Source organism: Alteromonas sp. BZK5 (assembly GCF_014349115.1).
Taxonomy (GTDB): domain Bacteria; phylum Pseudomonadota; class Gammaproteobacteria; order Enterobacterales; family Alteromonadaceae; genus Alteromonas; species Alteromonas macleodii.
Genome location: NZ_JACSOE010000041.1, coordinates 12,132 through 31,793, shown reverse-complemented (window position 1 = coordinate 31,793; position 19,662 = coordinate 12,132). Strand labels below are relative to the sequence as shown.

Annotated in this window: 18 protein-coding genes; 7 read left to right on the top strand and 11 right to left on the bottom strand. The window is 45.1% G+C overall.

Features of this window, described 5'->3' with window-relative positions:
• The first annotated feature begins 255 nt into the window (after positions 1-255).
• Both BIZ39_RS12770 and BIZ39_RS12765 read left to right on the top strand, forming a co-directional pair.
• Positions 256-1,581: an OapA family protein gene (locus tag BIZ39_RS12770; protein ID WP_187447155.1), complete on the top strand. Its 1,326-nt coding sequence runs from the start codon at positions 256-258 to the stop codon at positions 1,579-1,581.
• Between the two features lie 10 nt (positions 1,582-1,591).
• A complete protein-coding gene (locus tag BIZ39_RS12765) occupies positions 1,592-2,794 on the top strand; it encodes an anhydro-N-acetylmuramic acid kinase (RefSeq protein ID WP_187447154.1) in 1,203 nt (400 codons plus the stop codon).
• A gap of 63 nt (positions 2,795-2,857) precedes the next feature.
• Here the strand turns inward: BIZ39_RS12765 and BIZ39_RS12760 are convergent, their stop codons facing one another.
• The gene (locus tag BIZ39_RS12760) at positions 2,858-4,111 is read right to left on the bottom strand and encodes an SLC13 family permease (protein ID WP_014950562.1); all 1,254 of its coding nucleotides are present in this window, start codon (positions 4,109-4,111) and stop codon (positions 2,858-2,860) included.
• 248 nt (positions 4,112-4,359) lie between these two features.
• Positions 4,360-5,697 carry an L-fucose:H+ symporter permease gene (fucP, locus tag BIZ39_RS12755; protein WP_187447153.1) on the bottom strand — a complete coding sequence of 446 codons (1,338 nt, stop codon included), beginning with the start codon at positions 5,695-5,697 and terminating at the stop codon, positions 4,360-4,362.
• A gap of 499 nt (positions 5,698-6,196) precedes the next feature.
• Here fucP and BIZ39_RS12750 point away from each other — a divergent pair, with 499 nt between their 5' ends.
• Positions 6,197-7,516, top strand: a complete 1,320-nt coding sequence (locus BIZ39_RS12750; protein WP_187447152.1) for a carbohydrate porin — start codon at positions 6,197-6,199, stop codon at positions 7,514-7,516.
• A gap of 211 nt (positions 7,517-7,727) precedes the next feature.
• A complete protein-coding gene (locus BIZ39_RS12745) occupies positions 7,728-8,849 on the top strand; it encodes an alkene reductase (RefSeq protein ID WP_187447151.1) in 1,122 nt (373 codons plus the stop codon).
• A 100-nt stretch (positions 8,850-8,949) separates the two neighbouring features.
• Here the strand turns inward: BIZ39_RS12745 and BIZ39_RS12740 are convergent, their stop codons facing one another.
• On the bottom strand, positions 8,950-9,396 hold the full coding sequence (locus BIZ39_RS12740) for an SRPBCC domain-containing protein (protein ID WP_014950566.1): 447 nt from the start codon (positions 9,394-9,396) through the stop codon (positions 8,950-8,952).
• Positions 9,397-9,597: 201 nt separating this feature from the next.
• Positions 9,598-11,409 (bottom strand): trans-sulfuration enzyme family protein, encoded by a 1,812-nt coding sequence (locus BIZ39_RS12735; protein WP_187447150.1) that lies wholly within the window; start codon positions 11,407-11,409, stop codon positions 9,598-9,600.
• Between the two features lie 155 nt (positions 11,410-11,564).
• Here BIZ39_RS12735 and BIZ39_RS12730 point away from each other — a divergent pair, with 155 nt between their 5' ends.
• Complete coding sequence (locus BIZ39_RS12730) at positions 11,565-12,557, top strand: D-2-hydroxyacid dehydrogenase (RefSeq protein ID WP_187447149.1); 993 nt, start codon at positions 11,565-11,567, stop codon at positions 12,555-12,557.
• A gap of 72 nt (positions 12,558-12,629) precedes the next feature.
• On the opposite strand, the gene BIZ39_RS12725 is transcribed toward BIZ39_RS12730, so the two are convergent.
• Positions 12,630-13,202: a glutathione S-transferase family protein gene (locus tag BIZ39_RS12725; RefSeq protein ID WP_187447148.1), complete on the bottom strand. Its 573-nt coding sequence runs from the start codon at positions 13,200-13,202 to the stop codon at positions 12,630-12,632.
• Between the two features lie 191 nt (positions 13,203-13,393).
• Complete coding sequence (gene erpA, locus BIZ39_RS12720) at positions 13,394-13,738, bottom strand: iron-sulfur cluster insertion protein ErpA (RefSeq protein WP_014950570.1); 345 nt, start codon at positions 13,736-13,738, stop codon at positions 13,394-13,396.
• A 248-nt stretch (positions 13,739-13,986) separates the two neighbouring features.
• Here erpA and BIZ39_RS12715 point away from each other — a divergent pair, with 248 nt between their 5' ends.
• Positions 13,987-14,820, top strand: coding sequence for a polyphosphate kinase 2 family protein (locus BIZ39_RS12715; RefSeq protein ID WP_110288173.1), 834 nt, complete (start codon positions 13,987-13,989; stop codon positions 14,818-14,820).
• Positions 14,821-14,868: 48 nt separating this feature from the next.
• On the opposite strand, the gene minE is transcribed toward BIZ39_RS12715, so the two are convergent.
• The 5 genes from minE to BIZ39_RS12690 all read right to left on the bottom strand — a co-directional run bounded on the left by minE (position 14,869) and on the right by BIZ39_RS12690 (position 18,969).
• Complete coding sequence (gene minE, locus BIZ39_RS12710) at positions 14,869-15,129, bottom strand: cell division topological specificity factor MinE (protein ID WP_110288172.1); 261 nt, start codon at positions 15,127-15,129, stop codon at positions 14,869-14,871.
• Complete coding sequence (gene minD / locus BIZ39_RS12705) at positions 15,129-15,938, bottom strand: septum site-determining protein MinD (RefSeq protein ID WP_014977272.1); 810 nt, start codon at positions 15,936-15,938, stop codon at positions 15,129-15,131. Before minD ends, minE begins: the two co-directional genes overlap by 1 nt.
• 30 nt (positions 15,939-15,968) lie before the next feature.
• Positions 15,969-16,751 (bottom strand): septum site-determining protein MinC, encoded by a 783-nt coding sequence (minC, locus tag BIZ39_RS12700; RefSeq protein ID WP_187447147.1) that lies wholly within the window; start codon positions 16,749-16,751, stop codon positions 15,969-15,971.
• A 352-nt stretch (positions 16,752-17,103) separates the two neighbouring features.
• Positions 17,104-18,477: a class II fumarate hydratase gene (locus tag BIZ39_RS12695; protein ID WP_187447146.1), complete on the bottom strand. Its 1,374-nt coding sequence runs from the start codon at positions 18,475-18,477 to the stop codon at positions 17,104-17,106.
• A gap of 153 nt (positions 18,478-18,630) precedes the next feature.
• Positions 18,631-18,969 (bottom strand): hypothetical protein, encoded by a 339-nt coding sequence (locus BIZ39_RS12690; RefSeq protein ID WP_014980170.1) that lies wholly within the window; start codon positions 18,967-18,969, stop codon positions 18,631-18,633.
• Between the two features lie 190 nt (positions 18,970-19,159).
• Here BIZ39_RS12690 and azu point away from each other — a divergent pair, with 190 nt between their 5' ends.
• Positions 19,160-19,609, top strand: coding sequence for an azurin (gene azu, locus BIZ39_RS12685; RefSeq protein ID WP_187447145.1), 450 nt, complete (start codon positions 19,160-19,162; stop codon positions 19,607-19,609).
• Positions 19,610-19,662 lie beyond the last annotated feature (53 nt).

Sequence of the window (19,662 nt, the reverse complement as noted above, 5' to 3'; positions counted from 1 at the left end):
ACGGAACCATTAAAAGGTTTGCGCGTCAAAAAACGGATTACAAACAGTCATGTTGTTAAACCCAACAGTTTTTAACGTGGAATTAGAGTGCTGAATTAACGGGGACTGTATTCAGTAAACTCTAGAAATAGTCTTCATGATAAGAGCTATTGGGTGTAACAATTTGCGCTAACAATATAATGAGAAAAGTTGCATTTTTGAGCAACGTATGTGAAATAGTGTTGTGCACATAACATTTCTCAGGTGGGCAGTAGTATGAGAAAGAAATTAGACGCTTCTAAAGCGCTCAATTTATTTAAAAAATTACCGAAACAGCACAGAACTGGGATAGCAGTAGCTAGCTTATTTCTGGGTGGGCTTATTCTTTTTCCAAGTGAACCAGTAGAAGCCAGTCGCCATCAAGAAGCACACATTCTGGATGCGGGTGTCCGCTATCCGGTGGAGCTTCATATTGCGCCGTCAACCAACGTATTTTCTGGTGAAGAAGAATCTTCATGGCAGACGTACAAGGTGCGCAGTGGCGATACATTAGCAAAGCTATTTAAGCGTGCTGGCTTCACTTCGCGTGATGTATATAACGTAACGCAGGCAGGAGAGCTAACAAAAACGCTGGTTACTTTATTGCCCGGCGATGAACTATCGTTTAAAGCGAATAAAGACGGCAGCTTCGGCGAGCTAAAGTACAAATTGTCTTCGACTGAAACCCTGTTTGTACGTCCAGAGTCGTCGGATGAGAACAGCGCCTTAACCGCTGAGCTTGAAAAGCGAGATGTAGACATTCGCTACAACTTCGCCCAAGGTGAAATTCACTCAAGCTTTTGGAACGCCGCCAGTGATGCAGGCTTAACCAGCAACCAAATTATGAATTTGGCGGGTATTTTCGGCTGGGATATCGACTTCGCCATTGAGATCCGTTCTGGCGATACGTTCAACGTAGTATTCGAAGAGCAATACATCGACGGTGAATTTGTCGGTTACGGCGACATCGTTGCAGCGGAGTTTACCAACCAAGGCGAGCATTTTAGCGCTATTCTTCACGAAGATGGCACATACTACACGCCTGAAGGGCGCAGTATGCGTAAGAGCTTCTTACGTGCGCCGGTGAATTTTAGATATGTAAGCTCTAACTTCACAAAAGCTCGCTTCCACCCCGTGCAAAAGCGTTGGAAAGCGCACCGCGGTACAGATTATGTCGCTGCGGTTGGTACGCCAATTATGGCTGCGGGTGACGGTAAGGTAATTAAAGCCGGATACGATAAATATAACGGTCACCATGTTTTCATTCAGCATGGCGAGAAATACACGACCAAATATCTTCACTTTAAGAAGCGTGCAGTGAAAGTGGGAGATACGGTTAAGCAAGGCCAAACCGTGGGCTATTTAGGTAGTTCAGGTATGGTTACTGGCGCCCATCTTCACTACGAGTTCTTAGTGGATGGTGTTCACCGAAACCCTCGTACGGTAGAGCTACCGAAGGCGCTTCCTATTGCTAAGGAAGAGAGAGAAAGATTTATGGAAATTGCCGCAATACGCCAAGAGCAGCTAGATAATAACAAGCGCATTATGCTTGCGATGAAATAGCGACGACTAAATGGCAAAATATATTGGCCTGATGTCAGGTACTAGCATGGACGGCGTCGACGCCGTCCTGTGCGACATCTCGCAAACGTCTTGCACCACCCTCGCCGCCCATTCAATTCCTTATTCTGCCGAATTACTTACTGCACTCAAAGCACTTTGTAGTGAAGGTCCTGATGAACTTAACAGCTTGGCCATCGCTGATAGACTGGTTGCTGAAACCTTTGCAAAGGTCACCTTAGCGCTGCTTGAGAAAAACAACCTAGGTCCCTCGGATATTACGGCTATTGGCTCGCACGGCCAAACCGTACGTCATCATCCGAATTCCGATGTATTGTCAGCACACTTTGCAGAATCATCCATACGCGGCTTCACCTGTCAGATAGGCGATCCTAATACCATCGCTGTTCTTACCGGCATTGATGTTATTGCCGACTTTAGGCGCAAAGATATAGCCCTTGGTGGTCAGGGTGCTCCCTTAGTGCCCGCTTTTCACAATGCAGTATTTGCCAGTGATGATAAACACCGAGCACTCGTTAACATTGGCGGCATAGCAAACGTTTCACTGCTTGCGCCAAAACAAGATGCTTCGCCACCTAAAGGGTTTGATACCGGACCCGGTAACACCTTGATGGATCAGTGGATAAGCCTTCATTTAAATAAAAGCTTTGATAAAGACGGAGCATGGGCTGCGTCAGGGCATTGTCACTCAGGTCTGTTAGACAGGCTCTTACTGGATGATTACTTCGCTTTGCCTGCGCCTAAAAGTACTGGCAGAGAGTATTTCAATATTAATTGGTTAAGCAATGCGCTCGCCGATTATTTCCCTTCTAGTGCAGAGCTGCAAAGCGAAGAAAAGAACAATAATTTAGCCCCTAAAGACGTGCAAGCTACCTTACTCTCGCTAACAGGTAGCACTATCGCTCAGGAAATTGTGAAGCATTTTCCTAAAACAAATAGAGAAGGCGCAAAAAGCGAAGTTATAGTGTGTGGTGGTGGCGCATTCAATAAAGCATTAATGCATAACTTGGGCAATGCGTTAAGCGATTATGTAGTAACAGACAGCCATGCTCTGGGCATCCATCCACAGCACGTTGAAGGCGCAGCATTTGCGTGGTTTGCACATGCGTATGTGAATGATATTCCGGGCAATGTGCCTGCAGTCACAGGGGCTTCGAAAGCCACGGTACTTGGAGCGTTATATAAAAAAGCGTAAGGGCGACAGGCTATCGCCCTCAAACGCTTTATTGGTTCTGTTTGTAAAAGCAACGTCGCCACCTTAACTTGCCGTAACAAACATATTCGCCATTACCAATACCAACGCGTAACCCACGCTATACGCTGCAAGAAGAAGCAACACGAACTTGCCGTATTTGGCGAACGTCAGGCCCTTAACCTTACTCATGGTAACAATACCTGCTGATGAGCCAATAATAAGTAACGAGCCCCCCACGCCTACTGCATACGTGAACGCCATCCACTCAGCTGTCGACATGGCAATGTCCGCTTTTAACAACGCAGCTGTTAATGGCACATTATCTATCATGGAAGACAACACCCCCATCACAAAGTTGGCCCCTGTTGAAGGCATTACGCTATATACATGTAAAAGTGCGCCCAATGCGTCAATGTGATCGAGCATACCGACAAGCAGCAACACCCCAAGGAAAAACAGAAGCGTGTCGAATTCTATTAGGCGAATATAGTCCAAGATAGGATCATCATATTTTTCTTCTCCCATAAAGGTTGCCACTAAAAACATAACCGCCATACCCGCTAAAAACGAAAGCATAGGTGGAATAGCAAAAAGCACATTGGCAATTAACGTCAGTACAATAGTGGACAGGAATATTCCCGCAATTACGTAATCAACCGGCCTAAGTTCATGACGTGTTTTTTTTATTTTAACCTCCCCCTTCATACCTATACTCAACAGTAGCGCTAGAAATAGTACTGCTGTGAGCGAAGGAATAATGAGTAAGAGCAGCTGAGTTATAGTGACCTTATCATCCAAGAAAATCATAAGAGTGGTGACATCCCCGGTTATTAGCGACACGCCCCCAGAGTTCACCGCAAATACCACTAACACGGCAAATCGCATGGTTTGGTTAAAGGGCAAACCCAAGGATAAAACCATGGCAATAGACACCAAGGTCGCTGTGATGTTGTCAGCTAGCGAGGAGAAGCAAAAACTAAAAATAGCGGTAAAGAATATGAGTTTTTTGAGGGTTATTTTTTGCGGCATGATAATGTTTAACATGTTTTCAATCATACCTTTGCGGTTAAGGTAAGCAACGAAGGTCATTGCCGCCACAAGGAATAACCAGAGGGTGGATATTTCACTTATGTTTTCTATGAGGTGTTCATTGAGCTCTGCTAGATGAGGGCCCCTATTCGCATCTATGAAAAGAAGGATCCATGCGAATGTTCCGAAAAATAATGTGGTTTTGGCTTTATTCACGTGTAGCACTTCTTCAAATACCACACCCAATAATGCCATTACCGCTATGCCAATGAGCACATAGTCCAGCATACGTTTTACTCCCAAATTGTCAGGGGTAAATTATACGACTGCTGTTCATGCTTTAGCAGGTGTTCTGGGCTATACAAGGGGAAAAATCAGTTATATTCAACATGCACTAAACTGATGAAAATACGGTGAAAAAATGATGTTAACTAATTGAGTGCATTCCTCAAAAAAGTGGAACACATAAGACATTAAATATATAAAAAAGGGCCAGTGATAAAATCACTGGCCCCGTACACGTTACTTAAGAAATATTATTTCGCTATTCCCATTTCCATCTTTTTAAGGACATCTGCGTCTACATTAGACTGAGGCTTAGCGCTGGTCTTTTTGGCGTGCATGTCGAAGTAGCCATAGCCACCTACAAGCAAGAAGCAAATAGCTGGAACAATATATGATACAACGACACCTGCGCTATCAATAATGGCGGCTTGGAAGAGCGGCATAATGGCACCGCCGAGAATCGCCATCACAAGGCCTGCTGCGCCTAGCTTGGTGTCTTCCCCCAGACCTTCAAGCGCAATGCCGTAAATCGTTGGAAACATTAGTGACAAACAGGCGGAAATAGATACCAATGCGATTACGCCTGCTAAATTAGGAGACTGTGTCATGAAGATACATAGTGCCATGGCAGTCAGTGACATGATCATTAGCAATCTAGCTGGATAGAGGTACTGCATAACCCACGTCATCACGAAGCGAGAAATTAGAAATACAATCATGCTGTATTGTAAAATTTCACCACCACTCACTTCGTTGCCACCTGTCGCTTTCATTGCATATTGGATGGTGAAGGTCCACACGCACGTTTGTGCTCCGACATTAAAAAACTGAGCCAATACGCCAAACCGATAATGCTTGTTGGCTACTAACCGCTTAAGCGAAGCGCCCAACTTAACGTCTTCCACACTAGACTCAACCGATTCTTGAATTGGCGCTTTGATCAGGAAGATTGCAACCCAAACCAAAACGAGTACACATGCCATACCTACATAAGGAAGCATTACCGCATCAAGCTCAGCCCCTATCACGTTTTTAAGCTCGCTTACCGACATGGCGGCACGCTCTTGTGCAGATGCCTGATTCAGGTTTGGCAATATAAGCGTTGCAGCCAAAAACACACCTAAATTAGTACCAACGGGATTAAATGCTTGAGCTAAATTTAAACGGCGTGTCGCACTTTTTTGATTTCCCATCGCCATGACGTAAGGGTTCGCCGACGTTTCCAGAATGGATAATCCACCAGCCAATACAAAAAGTGCAGCAAGGAAAAAACCGTAAGTCATGGTTTGACTGGCTGGATAAAACAGAAATGCCCCCGCGGCCGCGCAGCCCAGTCCGGTCAATACACCTGTTTTATAAGAAAAGCGCTTGTTGATAAAAGCTGCAGGAATGGCTAAGCAAAAATACGCGCCATAATAGGCAAATTGAACCAATGCCGATTGCAAAGACGACATGGTAAATATTTTACTAAATACCTTTACCAAAGGGTCTGTCATGTTCGCAGCCACACCCCATGCAGCAAAGCAAATCGTTAACAATACAAAGGGAATCAATGTGTCTTTGGAAACCAAAGGGGCGTTGTTTTTCATAAGAACGGCCTTTCGCTTGTAAAAAATTAGTTAACCAATTTAAGCATTGCTCTTTACCCCTGTCAATAAATCAATTTGATTTACTTATTTCAAATTGCGTTAAAAATTAGACTTTATATGTAGACGACCGTTAACAATCAATGCGTGACTATTATCAAACGGATAAAACCTCCTTTAAAAATTTCTTAATAGACAATAACATAACCAATATAGCAAGCCTCGCAGAGAGCTTTCTACTCACCTTGAAATATCGCCATCTCATCTCCCAACTATTAACGAAAAACACACAAATGTAGCAAAAGAAATAAATAAACAAGGTTGATTTAATGATAAGGGTTAGTTAGATTTCGTTCAAAACAAGAATATGTTAACGCGTTGTAACGTTAGCTAACTCTGATTTATCCTGCGTCAACAAGGAGTTAGCAACAAATGCGTAGATGTCATCAGTCTCACGCTCATATCAAGCTGCGGTTGATACAGGTTTTTAATTGAGAGAATAATGATGAAAACACCTACAGTTACCCGTCGCTTTTCTGGATGTAAGACAGGCTTGCAAATAGCGCTCCTCGCAAGCACCGCCATTGTTGCCACCACTGCGTCAGCATCACAAAGTAAGTTTCAAGACTCGTTTGACTTTCAAGCAAGTTATACGGGTGAGTCAGCCACCAATATTGATGGTGGTGAACGCAGAGGCAGTGCCTATGCTGGACAGCTCTTTGTAGGTGGGGAATTAGATTTAAATACGCTAGCGGGCTGGAAAGACACCAAAATCCATATTGCCATGACAAACCGACACGGCAAAAACTTAGCCGAGCACTACATTGGGAACAGTACGTCCGTACAAGAAATCTTTGGCGGCCAAAATACCCGTCTTGCACGATTTACGATTTCTTCCTCGTTTTTAGATGGCGATTTAGAACTGGAAGGTGGCCGCACAGTAGCGAATATCAGCTTTTTAGGCTCTGAACTTTGTCAATATTTTCAAACCAATGCTGCTTGTGGGAACCCAACCTTTGTATTTAGAACCAGTAACTTTACTTGGTGGCCGGTTTCGAGTTGGGGTGGCCATGCGAAATACTGGCTTTCGCCAAAAACATACTTTCATACCGGCGTCTATGAAGATAACACCAGTCATCAAGACTTAGGCGATCACGGCTTCGATTGGGCGACTAATGAGGCTACAGGTGTTGTTGTGCCCTTCACTCTGGGCTATCAAACTACGTGGGACAATGACGAACTTCCAAGACGCTATGAAATTGGCGGTTGGTACGATGGCGCAGACTACACCGACCCAGTCTTTGATGAAGAGGGCAACTATGCGGCTCAGTCAGGCAATGATTACGCTGTTAGAAACGGTCGTTCGGGTATATTCGCACGTTTTGAACAAACTGTTACTCGTCCTAACCCACTAACGAAAGAAGGGTTAACACTATTCGGTGCCGTGCTAACCGGTACGTCGGGCGAGCTGATTGAAGACTACTATATAAAAGCAGGCTTTGTATTGCGAGGCACACTGGCCTCACGCCCTGACGATACTATTGGCTTCGTATTTACCCGTCAACAGTACAGTGACGAAGCGCTAGAGGATCAGCGTATATTAAGAAGCATAAACGGCGGGGTTGGTACACCAGCAAGCAGCCAAACCATGTTAGAGCTAAGTTATGGTTATCAACTCAATGACCACGTAAGAATTCAGCCGAACGTTCACTACATTATCAACCCCGACCAATTCGCACAGCGCGACAGAGCCATGGCACTTGATGATGCGATTGTTCTGGGCCTAAGGTTCGACGTAAACCTAGCGGCTTTGATACTTTAAATCTCCCTGCAATACACTTTACAGCGCCTTCGGGCGCTTTTTTTTAAACCGATGCCATTCCCTGCCGTTGTGTTTAATTAGTTTTAAGGACAACTTTCTACCAATCCAACTTTTCGCTATCTCTGTATTCACTACTATCTTATAGCGTTTTGAGCACCAATACGCTTAGCGCTTCAACATCAATCTATTCTACGTTGAATAAGGAATAAGAATGACAGACTCAGTACTTTTTAGCTCGTTTGATTGGGCAGAGAATACATTGCAAAACCGCATGGTATTAGCCCCTATGACGAGAGGTAGAGCTGGCGCCGACCGCATACCCAATAAAATTATGGGCGATCACTATGTACAACGCGCAGATGCAGGGCTCATTATTACTGAAGCAACGGCCATTTCAGAAGAAGGCATTGGCTGGGTTGATACCCCTGGAATTTATACCGACAAAATGGTCGAGGCCTGGCGCTCGGTGGTCAATAGAGTGCACGAGGCAGGGGGAAAAATCGTTTTGCAGCTCTGGCATACTGGACGCGCATCACACAGCGATTTCCACAATGGAAATTTGCCCCTGTCTGCATCAGCAATAAAAATTGAAGGGGACGAAATTCACACGCCTAAAGGCAAGAAGCCCTACGAAGTGCCGAAGGCGATGACCTTTGACGATATAAAACGCACAGTGCAAGACTACAAAAAAGCGGCCGTTAACGCCAAGGCAGCCGGATTCGACGGTGTGGAAGTTCATGCTGCAAATGGCTATCTCATCAATCAATTTTTGGATAGCCGCAGCAATCAGCGCACCGATAATTATGGTGGTAGTGTCGATAACCGCTACCGCTTTTTGGCCGAGGTGATGGACGCAGTATTGAGCGTGTGGGATAAAGAGCACGTTGGCGTGAGATTATCGCCAAACGGTGTATTTAACGATATGGGGGCCGATGATTTTCGTGAAACCTTTACCTTTGTTGCCCAACAGCTAAACAAATTGGAGATAGGTTATTTACACGTAATGGATGGCTTGGCCTTTGGCTTCCATGAACGAGGCGAAGCCATGACCCTTGCTGAATTTAGAGCGCTTTTCGACGGTATGATCATTGGAAACTGTGGCTACACCAAAGAAGAAGCCGAGAAACGTTTATCTGACGGCGATGGTGACATGATTGCGTTCGGAAGACCTTGGATCACGAATCCAGATCTTCCGACACGATTTAAGCATAATTACCCTCTCGAGTCCTTTGACGATCCATCATCGTGGTACGGAGGTGGCGCAGAAGGCTACAACGATTTTGAAACCTACCGCGAGAAGAGTGGGAAGGACGCGATGACTTCGCTGACCTGATTGTCTTTGGGCAGAGCCTAGCGCTCTGCCCTTTTCAAAAGCGTTATTTGAAATAACACGATGCGTAATGCTAACGCGTTCTCACTATTTAAATATGGCCTTAGTTAAACGACTTTTTCTTAGCGGCTAATACGGCAAGTTTTTCTAGGCACGACATCCACGCGTAGTTGTGCTGATCGCACTCTTGCTTATTGAGAAAGCCTTGCTGAATAAGCACCAACCTGACATTCCCCTCTTCAGTCTTTTCGAAGTGAATGTCGACTGATGTCATCACCGACTCTTCCATATCATCTTCCCACGCCCAAGAGAACGACAGCTGCTCGTTCGCTAAAATAGTCACGTACTCACCAGTTAATGACATTTCAATACCGCTGGGATCCATCATCTTTATGCGATAGCGACCGCCTTCCTTGAAATCACTCATGATTTGTGTGACCGAACAATCGCCCGGTGCAAACCACTCACTAAGATATTCAGGCTCGTGAAATGCTGCAAAAACAAAGGGCAATGATGCATCTAGCGTTACATCAATTTTAAACTCGTGCATAAGGCTGCCTTAGATATTCTTTGACGTTAAAGATCTGTGTCTATCTTACCTTATAACAAAAGTTAGGCGCACTAGCGTCATTTACCTTTGCTATAAATAAAAAAATCCCGAGCCCGCGTAAGGAAAGGCCCGGGAGAAGGAGAACATCCTCAATATTTTTTATCGACAGCTCAAAGCAACTTCTTGAGCTAAAAAATGAACCTATGCACCTTTCATCAGTGAATCCATACTGGCCTTGCTGCCAAAGTGCTGTGAACTTACTCTTTCACTTACCGACAAATACAGATCGTCGATGTCGGCATTTGCCATAAACTTTTCACAAAATCCTGGAACATGAGGCTCGATAAAATGTTTGGCGGCTAGCATAAAGTGGGCAATGAGCTGTTTAACATTGTCGGTACCCATGGCGATACGCATAGTGGTCAGTTCTATCCCTGCTTTCTTCTGCTCGTCTGAACTGAGCTCAGAGTGAGAGGTCAGCGCTGGGCATAAAATTATCGTATTATTCTGGCCAATACTCACTTGGTGGCTGAATGCAGGCTCTAGGGCATCGAAGAACCGCACAAATACATCGCGAGGCAGGTTTGCCGGCGCCATATCAACCGTGAATAAAGTACACGGCCAGCCGTGTGTATGCTGCTTTTCACGCAAACCGGCATTACTGTGTTCAGGCAGTGCGTGACAGTTAACGCGAATTTGATCGTGGGCATTCAAAAATGCAGTAAACACTTGCGTATTGATGACCTTGGTCATCATGCGCTGCTCTAAGGTCTTCATGCCGTTTAATACATCAAAGGCCTTTTCAGAATCTAAGAACGCACCTTTGATGTAGTACACATCCCAAAACATGGTCTGTGACCAATCAACACCATTTGCTGAACTGCCTTTTGGCTGGAACATGCGGTGCCCTTCGCCAATAACTACGCCTGCTGTGGTAGCACCGCTACCACACAAATCTTTAGTGTAGCTGTGGATCACATAGTCTGGTCGTGCAGCTTTGTTTTTATGCTGAAGTGGCTGGTGCAGTACAGGTGTCGCAAGGGTGGAGTCCAACATTACCAACGCATCTTGTGCATGCGCTAATTCACAGATCCCAGGCACATCCAATACGTAACCATGTGGGTTACAAGGCGACTCTAAATACACGTGCATTTTCGCACCATTGTTCAAGCGCGACGCATGTTCAGTTTTAGTTTGCTGCATGAACTCTGCAAAGCTCTGTGCGTCATAACCGTCAAACCACGCAATCTTTATGTCCATTCGGTTGCTGCGGGCGAAATAATCATGAAGTAGCTGGTACACTCCGCCGTACACGTTCCTCGAAACAATCAGTACATCGCCATGACTAAGAACATTTGATAAACACGCATCAATGGCAGCCATGCCCGAGTTGAAGTTCCAGGCTAGATATTCGGCAGCGTAAGGACCCGCTTCCATATCCACAATGGCGTTAGCAAGGGAAATATTCGTTGGGTTCAACAGACGTGAATAAATTTGGTGAGTAAATTCTTTGCCTTGAAACGCGTCGTCGACCCATTCAGTACAGGCATACACATAAGTCGCTGTTCTTACCACCACCGGTGTTGCAGAAAAAAGTGCCGTGACATTGTCGAACAGTGGATAGTGCCCTTGCGAGCCATTGCCACTCGACAAACTTTGGTACGTGGCACGAAATGGGTTTTGCAACGTATCCAGTATCTTCGCAATTTGAAAAGACAGAAACTTTTTAGCGTTGAAATAAGCCAGTCTGTCTTCTTTATCAAGTCCTTGTAGCGTATTACTCGTAATATCCCATAGCTGCATAACGCTTGCTTGAGCACCATATAGATGATGAGCGGTGTTGGCGAGTGCCCTACCGTAGTCGCTCTCAGCATTTATACCGAAATGAGATAATTGTTCCTCAACTAAAGCCTGCGTTGTTTCGGCTTGGGTCGTGTTACGCTTAGGTGAAAGCACCTTAGCGTGCGTTACATCAACATCTGTTGAGTTTTGGAATTTGTTTTCTGACTGCATAGCGATTCCGTTGCAAATTGACTTCAGGTGCATGTACATGACACCAACACTGTTTACAAAAATGTAAAACTTAAATCACATTTTTAGAACAATTAGCATTACGATTGTGCAGTCAGACAGAGGAAAGAAAAGTTTACTTTAGGAGTGTTAAGCAAATGACAGCAAGGAGTTCAAAGAGGATTGAACTGACTATTTTGAGCGATGAGGCGAATGATATTGCCGAAGCGATTCGCCAAAGAATAGCAGATAATAACGACTTCATAGGCGCTGATGGTCTCCCGCTATTAACGCTTAAAAAAATTGCTCAATGCCCTGAAGATGTAAATTCAGAAACCGTTACGGTACTGCTTGCAGACCCCGACCTTGCGTCTCGAATTATTGATACATGTTCAGCACTCACCTGGTGTCAGTCTACCTGGGCAGGCAATGCTCCACTTCTAAATGCCGATAAGAAGAACTACATACTTACCGGACTAAAGGGAATTTTTGGTAAGCTAATGCGGGAATATGTTTTTGCTTACTTGCTTGGGCATGCCAGAAACGTAAAGGCTTTTGAGCAAAACCAGCGTGCCGCTCAGCCAATTTGGGAAGCATCAAAGCGAATGCCGCTAAATGGACAAACACTTGGCATTGCTGGACTGGGCGGTATTGGGCAAGCATTGATCCCCGTTGCTCACGCATTGGGTATGAGCGTTGTGGGTTTTACCCGAAGCGGGCAAGCAGTGGAAGGTGCCGATGCTGTTTATACACCCGACACTATTGAAGCGTTTGCCAGAGCATGTGACCACGTGGTGAATTTAATGCCCGACACGCCATCTACGCAAAACATGCTTTCTCACGAATTTTTTAGTGCGCTGAAACCCCACAGTGTATTTATTAACGCAGGGCGAGGCAGTGCGGTTGACGACGATGCGCTCTTGCAAGCTTTAGACAACGGCGCATTGGCCCATGCAGTATTGGACGTCTTTCGTAACGAGCCCCTAGACCCAGCTCATTTGTTTTGGCAACACCCTCGTATTTCAGTAACCGCTCACACTGCCGCGGAATCACAGCCAAACGACGTAGCTGACGTGTTTTTAGAAAATGCGCTGCGTTACATCAACGGTGAATCGCTTAATTACCAGTTTGATTTTACAAAGGGCTATTAGCGTTTAAATAGCCCTTCTCGTCATCCATTCAAGGCTAAAATACAGCCTGTCTGTAGCGGGTTACGCTGACGCTTAAATTCTAGGGTCAGTTGCCGTTATCTCAATGCGATCATGGTGCTTTTCATGAAACGATAACAGCTGAGGATAATCCTTCATGCTGTGTAGCTCACGGAAAAGTACCCAGTCAATCATACTGTACAAACAGATTTCGGGATAAGTCCAACCACTAAATCCCCCCGCATCAAGCTGGTTTGACAGCGCATCTAACACAGCTTCAATTCGCTCGTTTTGAAGACGGTAATACATTTTGTCTTCGCTAATATCAAAGTCTGAACGTTTCAGCAGCATAAGCTGAACAAAGGAGTCGTTAGCTGCATCAATCAGCGTTAGTTGATTCTCTTCTTCCCAACTTAACCCTTCGTGATCAAGCTTATCGGCAAGGTAGCTATAAATAATGCGAGAGTCGAAAATCATTTGGCCGTCATCTTCAAGACAAGGCACTTTAAGCGTCGGGTTGCGAGAGGCGAGCAACTCGCGATCTTCACTTGAAAAAATTTGAAAATTCAGAAATTTATGTTCTGTAGACGCAAGTACGATGCGAATGCGGCGCACGTAGGGAGAAGTAGTTGAGCCATATAATTTCATAAACGCTGTCCTAAACCGTAGTCGTTCTATGAAATTAGTGTAGCCGGAATTTGAAAATAAAAGGAAGTGTTGAGAACAAGACAACCGACAGGCATACAAAATGATGCGATGTATGCCTATCGTATTAACATCAAGCGCTCAAAGCTGAGCGTTCAATGCTTAAAAAGCGTAGTAGCGCTTAGCTCAAGCCCTTAAACGCTAAAGCTTGCACCACAGCCACAAGTCGTCGTGGCATTTGGGTTTTGAACTAAAAACCGTGAACCTTCCAGACCATCTACATAATCGACAATGCCACCGACCAAGTATTGTAAGCTCATCGGGTCGACAACCATAGTTACGCTGTCTTTTTCAATGGTCATATCGCCTTCGTTCACCTTCTCATCAAACGTGAAACCATATTGGAAGCCAGAACAACCACCACCTGTTACGTATACACGTAATTTCAAATCAGGATTTTCTTCTTCTGAAACAAGGGCTTTCACTTTCGCTGCTGCAGCGTCTGAAAACTCAATTGGCAACGCCGTTTCTACAGACATACCCACCTCTACATTAACCTCGTGCTTTCGCACTTTGTGCTTGGTCGCAATTATCTAATACTTGCGGATAGTTAGCAATTATTGGGGCAAAACTTAACGATTCAAGTTACTGCACATTAACGGCGTTTCTGTTAAGTGACACGTTGAGATAGAAAAGTTAAGTAAACTAGTTAACACTAGCAGATAGAAAATAGCAGTGTGATCAACGTATCTAAAATAATGACGATACACGAATAAAGGGGCGGCATATGAGTACAACCGACAACTCCCAATTACCTTCTTCTACCCCAGTGCTGTTTGACGATTTCGGACAGTCTCGCTTTACGAGCAAAGAAGAATACAAAGACGCGTTAGTACAACAGCAAGAAAAACTCTTTCACGTTCAGCAATCTTACTTTCATCAGAAAAAACGAGCACTTATTGTGTTTGAAGGATGGGATGCGTCAGGAAAAGGCGGCGCTATAAGGCGTATTACTGAGAAATTAGACCCTCGTGGCGTGAGTGTATTTCCTGTGGCAAAGCCCGCAAAAGAAGACCAAGACAAACACTTTCTCTATCGCTTTTGGCAACAGATCCCCTCTCCTGGCACACTTAAAATATTTGACCGCTCACACTACGGAAGAGTGCTTGTAGAAAGAGTAGATAAGTTGGTTGATGAAGAGGTATGGCAGCGCGGTTATGAAGAAATAAACGCATTTGAGAAAACGCTCAGTGACAGCGGGGTTCGTATTATCAAACTCTTTATGCATATTTCGTCAAGCGAGCAGCGCGAGCGATTTGAAGAGCGGCTGCACAATCCTTTCAAGCGCTGGAAGTTAACCGAGGAAGACTTGCATAACCGTAAGATGCGAAACGCCTACGTAGAAGCTACAAATGACATGTTCAAGCACACCCACACGCGTTATGCGCCATGGCATGTAATTAACGGGGAGTTTAAGTGGCAAGCAAGGGTTAACGTACTTGACGCCGTTATCGCCAAACTCAGTGAAGGCGTAGATATCTCTCCGCCTCCACTTGATGAGCGTTTAATCGCGCTGGCCTCCAAGCAACTAGATGTCGATGAAGCTCTAATGAGCGACTAAGGTGAAAGAACGCTGACAGGCAGCCATAACTAATTAAGCGATTAAGTCTTAATTATTGCTGTCTGGCAAAGTCACGTTCAGTTCAAGTACGCTGCAATCATCGTTATTGTCTAGCTGTACTGATACTTGATCGTCAGCAATTGTCACGTATTTGCGAATTACCTGAACAATTTCCTGCTGCATCATTGGCAAGTAATCAGGCTCTGTCCGCTTTTTACGTTCGTGCGCAACAATAATTTGTAACCGCTCTTTGGCGACCGCTGCGGTGCTTGGCTTTTGCTTCTTTTTGAGCAGGTCGAAAATTCCCATTACTTCCCTCCTAGCAGACGCTTAAAGAACCCTTTCTTCTCTGCTTCTAGGAAACGATGTGGAACAGTTTCGCCTAGCAGACGTTTTACAGCGTCAGCATAAGCTTGTCCTGCATTAGCTTCTTCGTCAAGAATAACCGGCTGACCTTGGTTAGATGCTTTAAGCACCGATTCAGATTCTGGAATAACACCCAATAGTGGAATCGCCAAAATTTCTTCAACGTCTGCAACGCTAAGCATTTCAGCACTTTCAACACGACTTGGGTTGTAACGGGTTAATAAAAGGTGTTCTTTAACCGGTTCGCCCTTTTCTGCGCGCATCGATTTACTTTGGAGAATACCCAAAATACGATCTGAATCCCGAACAGACGACACTTCAGGGTTAGTAACCACAATGGCTTCATCAGCGAAATACAACGCCATCTGTGCGCCTTGCTCAATCCCCGCTGGCGAATCGCAGATAATAAACTCAAAGTCTTTCTTAAGCTCGTCTAATACGGCCTGCACACCATCAACGGTAAGCGCGTCTTTATCGCGAGTTTGTGATGCCGGAAGAATGAAAAGGTTTTCCGTTCTTTTGTCTTTAATTAGCGCCTGTTTAAGTGAGGCTTCTTTATTAATGACGTTTACAAAATCGTAAACAACGCGGCGTTCACATCCCATGATAAGGTCAAGGTTTCGCAAGCCCACATCGAAGTCTATCACTACCGTTTTATGGCCTGCTAACGCAAGTCCCGTACTTATTGCTGCACTCGATGTAGTTTTGCCTACACCACCTTTTCCTGAGGTTACTACGATAATCTTTGCCATCTATTCTTTCCTATTAGTGCGTACAAAGCATTAAGCCAACGGCTCTATACGTAATGTTTCTTCTTCTAAATATACTTGTGCAGGTTTCTTCCAGCATTCACCTTTTACGGTTTCGTGCATAATGAATTGCCCTGCAATTGAAATAAGTTCCGCGTCTAACGACTGGCAAAATACACGGGCTCCCGTATTGCCTTTTACGCCTGCCAACGCGCGGCCGCGCAGGGTGCCGTAAACATGAATATTACCATCGGCAAGCAGCTCAGCTCCCTCGCTTACAGAAGCCGTTACCACCAAGTCTCCGCCTTCGGCATAGACTTGCTGACCAGAACGTACCGGACGGTTAATTACTTTGGCAGGTTTGAGCGTGGTTGCGGCTGCAGGAGCCGGTTCACTTTTTGGCGGCGCTGAAACGGTTTGATCTTGTTGTGCGATTTGAGACGGGTTTTCGCCGCTTCCGTTATTGTTTTCACTACCATTCGCTTTGTGCGAACGAAGGGCGCTGTCTGTAAATTTGCTTTGGCTTACATCGGCTAACCCCAAATCATTGATGGTAGGCTTCAGCTCTGCCACCTCACCTTTCACAGCCATAGGCTGCAATTGCAGTCGACGACATAGCGCCACCAGCAGCTCGAACTCTGTAGCAGATAAAGGCTTTATCAAATGTAAAATCAGTGAGGAACGGGTAAAGAATTGCGGCGCGCTCGCGACCTTCTGAGATAACTGAGCTTCAAAATTGTCTGGCTCAAAATCTATTACTTCTAACACAATACTGGTGAGCGTAGTGCCCTTCATGCGAAAGCAAGTTTCTGTCATTTTTTCTTCCCGAAAAGGCGTCACTTTCCTCATAGCAATTAGCCATGACAATAAGCAAAACCTATTAGCGCTAGTGTCTGTTGCTGTCTTACGCAGCTATACAATTTATTTATTGCGTCACTGTATCAAAAATCCCGTTCGCATACAGCAACTGTATACCGGTTAAAACACGTTTTACCCCGATAATAACCCTAGAACAAGCCAAGAACGTGCCAATCGTAGAGCAGTTTTTAATCAAGCGTGAATCATGCGAGTTTTTAGTGCGCCCTGTTTGTATACAAACGTCTCTTTCACCACAAAAAAAGTGCGATCACAGATCGCACTTTTTATCATCTTCGTTTTCTCACAGCGCTTAAGGTGTGGTAAGTTTTTTCGGGTCTAGTAGTGATTCTAGCTCGCCTCTAGGGATATCTGTCATCGCTTCAGCCACATCAATAACAGGCTTGTTTTCTTTGTAGGCTGTTTTTGCTATTTCTGCGGCTTTAGCATAGCCAATAACAGGGTTGAGCGCGGTGACGAGCACGGGGTTTCTGTAAAGCGCAGCTTCAATGTTATCTTGATTTACAGTAAAGCCCTCGATCGCCTGCTCGCCGATTAGCGTCGCACTGTTGGTCATTAGCGACAGACTTGAAAGCAAATTGCTGGCAATCATTGGTAGCATTACATTTAACTCAAAATTCCCAGACTGCCCACCTACAGTAATCGCCGTATCGTTACCTATCACCTGTGCTGAAGCCATCGCCACTGCCTCTGGAATGACCGGATTTACCTTGCCGGGCATAATCGATGAACCTGGCTGTAGCGCAGGCAGCGCAATCTCACCTAAACCAGCCAAAGGCCCAGAATTCATCCAGCGCAAGTCATTAGCAATTTTCATAAGGGTGACGGCTAAACTTTTTGTCGCACCGGAAAGCGTCACTGCTGTGTCTTGAGAGCCAATCAATGCAAAGAAATTGTCAGCGGGCTTAAACGCAATGTCGGTCAGCTCACCTAGCGCATCTGAAAATGTCGTAGCAAAATCCGCATGGGCGTTTACACCTGTTCCCACCGCAGTGCCTCCTTGGGCAAGGGTTTGAATAGCTGGCTGCACAGCGCGCAGGGTTTTAATCTGCTGCTTAAGCTGAGAAGCCCAAGCCAGTAAGCTTTGATCCATGCCTACAGGCATCGCATCCATGAGATGAGTGCGTCCGGTTTTACAGTATTGCGCTACCGACTTTGCTTTAACTTCAATAGTATGAACTAAACTTTCAACGGCCGGTATAAGCTCGTTTGACAATGCAATAGCCGCGCTAACATGAATGGTGGTAGGGATCACATCATTTGAACTTTGCCCGTAATTTACATGATCATTCGGATGAACCTCTTCGCTAGAATACCGAGAGGCTAAGCGAGCAATGACCTCGTTGGCGTTCATGTTTGTGCTGGTGCCTGAACCAGTCTGAAATATATCAACGGGAAAATGCTGCATCACATCATCAAGTGCCAACAGCTCATCACAGGCTTTAACTATCGCTTGACCGCGATCTTTATCCAGCACTTTGAGTTTCATGTTGGCTTGTGCTGCGGCCTTTTTTACTGTAATCAACGCGCGTACGAAGGCTTCCGGCATGCGCTGCCCGCTTACAGGGAAGTTTTGAATGGCACGCTGAGTTTGCGCGCCGTAGAGTGCATTTTCGGGGACCTGTAGCTCGCCCATACTGTCGCGTTCTGTGCGTGTTGCTGTCATGACTCGTATCCTTGTGTTGATATAGCTAGTTTTTCGGCGTGGTTGCCACGCTTTTATCAGAATCCTATTAGGGCTAGTGGCATTAGAAAACTAGGCCCTAGTAAGTGAATTATAAAAAATGGTGCACTAGCGCTTGCAGATCTTTGCTGTACATCAAAGATCAACAGGCTCTCTGGTGTTCATGTCTATTTTTATTCTCGCAAGCGCAATTCGATCACTCTCGTTACACGCGTAGCGCTCAGCTTTAAGTAACGGCTTGTACAAATGCTCTAAACAACTATGCCGCCATTGCTGACTGACCTGCGGATCGCACAGAGTTTCATAAAGCACCTCTACCGCATTTTTATAGATAGAAAATTTGTCTCTATCACTTGGCAATAAGTTGGCAACGAAAGTTACGCCATCGAGATAGTTTCTTAAAAGCGTTGAGTTCAGCTCATTGTCGTTGTATCCAAATCGAACGTGTTGAACTGCATTTCGTATCGAAGACATGTGCATCCCTTGTGCGTGAAAAAACAAAAAAGCTCGATGTACATAAAAGCGCTTTCTTTATATACCAATCAATATAAATGATAATCGTTAGCATTTACAATGATCCAGTGCTATTCTTTTTCGTAAAGAAAATTGAATCTTCCAATTCCACCGATAGGTGAAGTTAACCAAAATTCAAAGGACATTATTTATGATCAAGAAGTTACTTGGTGGCACAGCCCTTTTTCTTATGGCCTCTGGTGCATTTGCTAACGAATGCGAAGTGACTGTGGAATCAAACGACGCCATGCAATTCAATACGTCGAACGTTGTTATCCCGGCGAGTTGTAGCGAGTTTACCGTGACTTTGAAGCACACAGGTCAGTTACCTAAACAAGCCATGGGCCATAACTGGGTGATGACAACAAAAGCCAACGGACAAGCAGTGGCAACAGACGGTATGAGTGCGGGTTTAGACAACAATTACGTTAAGCCAGACGATGAGCGTGTAATTGGCGCGACTGACATTATTGGCGGCGGTGAACAGACTTCTACGACCTTTTCTGTTGAAGGGTTAAGCAAAGATGTAGAATACATGTTTTTCTGCTCGTTCCCTGGTCACATCGGCATCATGAAAGGCACAGTTACGCTTTCGAGCTAAGGCGTTGCGAAAACTAGGCGTGCTTAACTAGGCACGCCTTAAACAAGGATAAC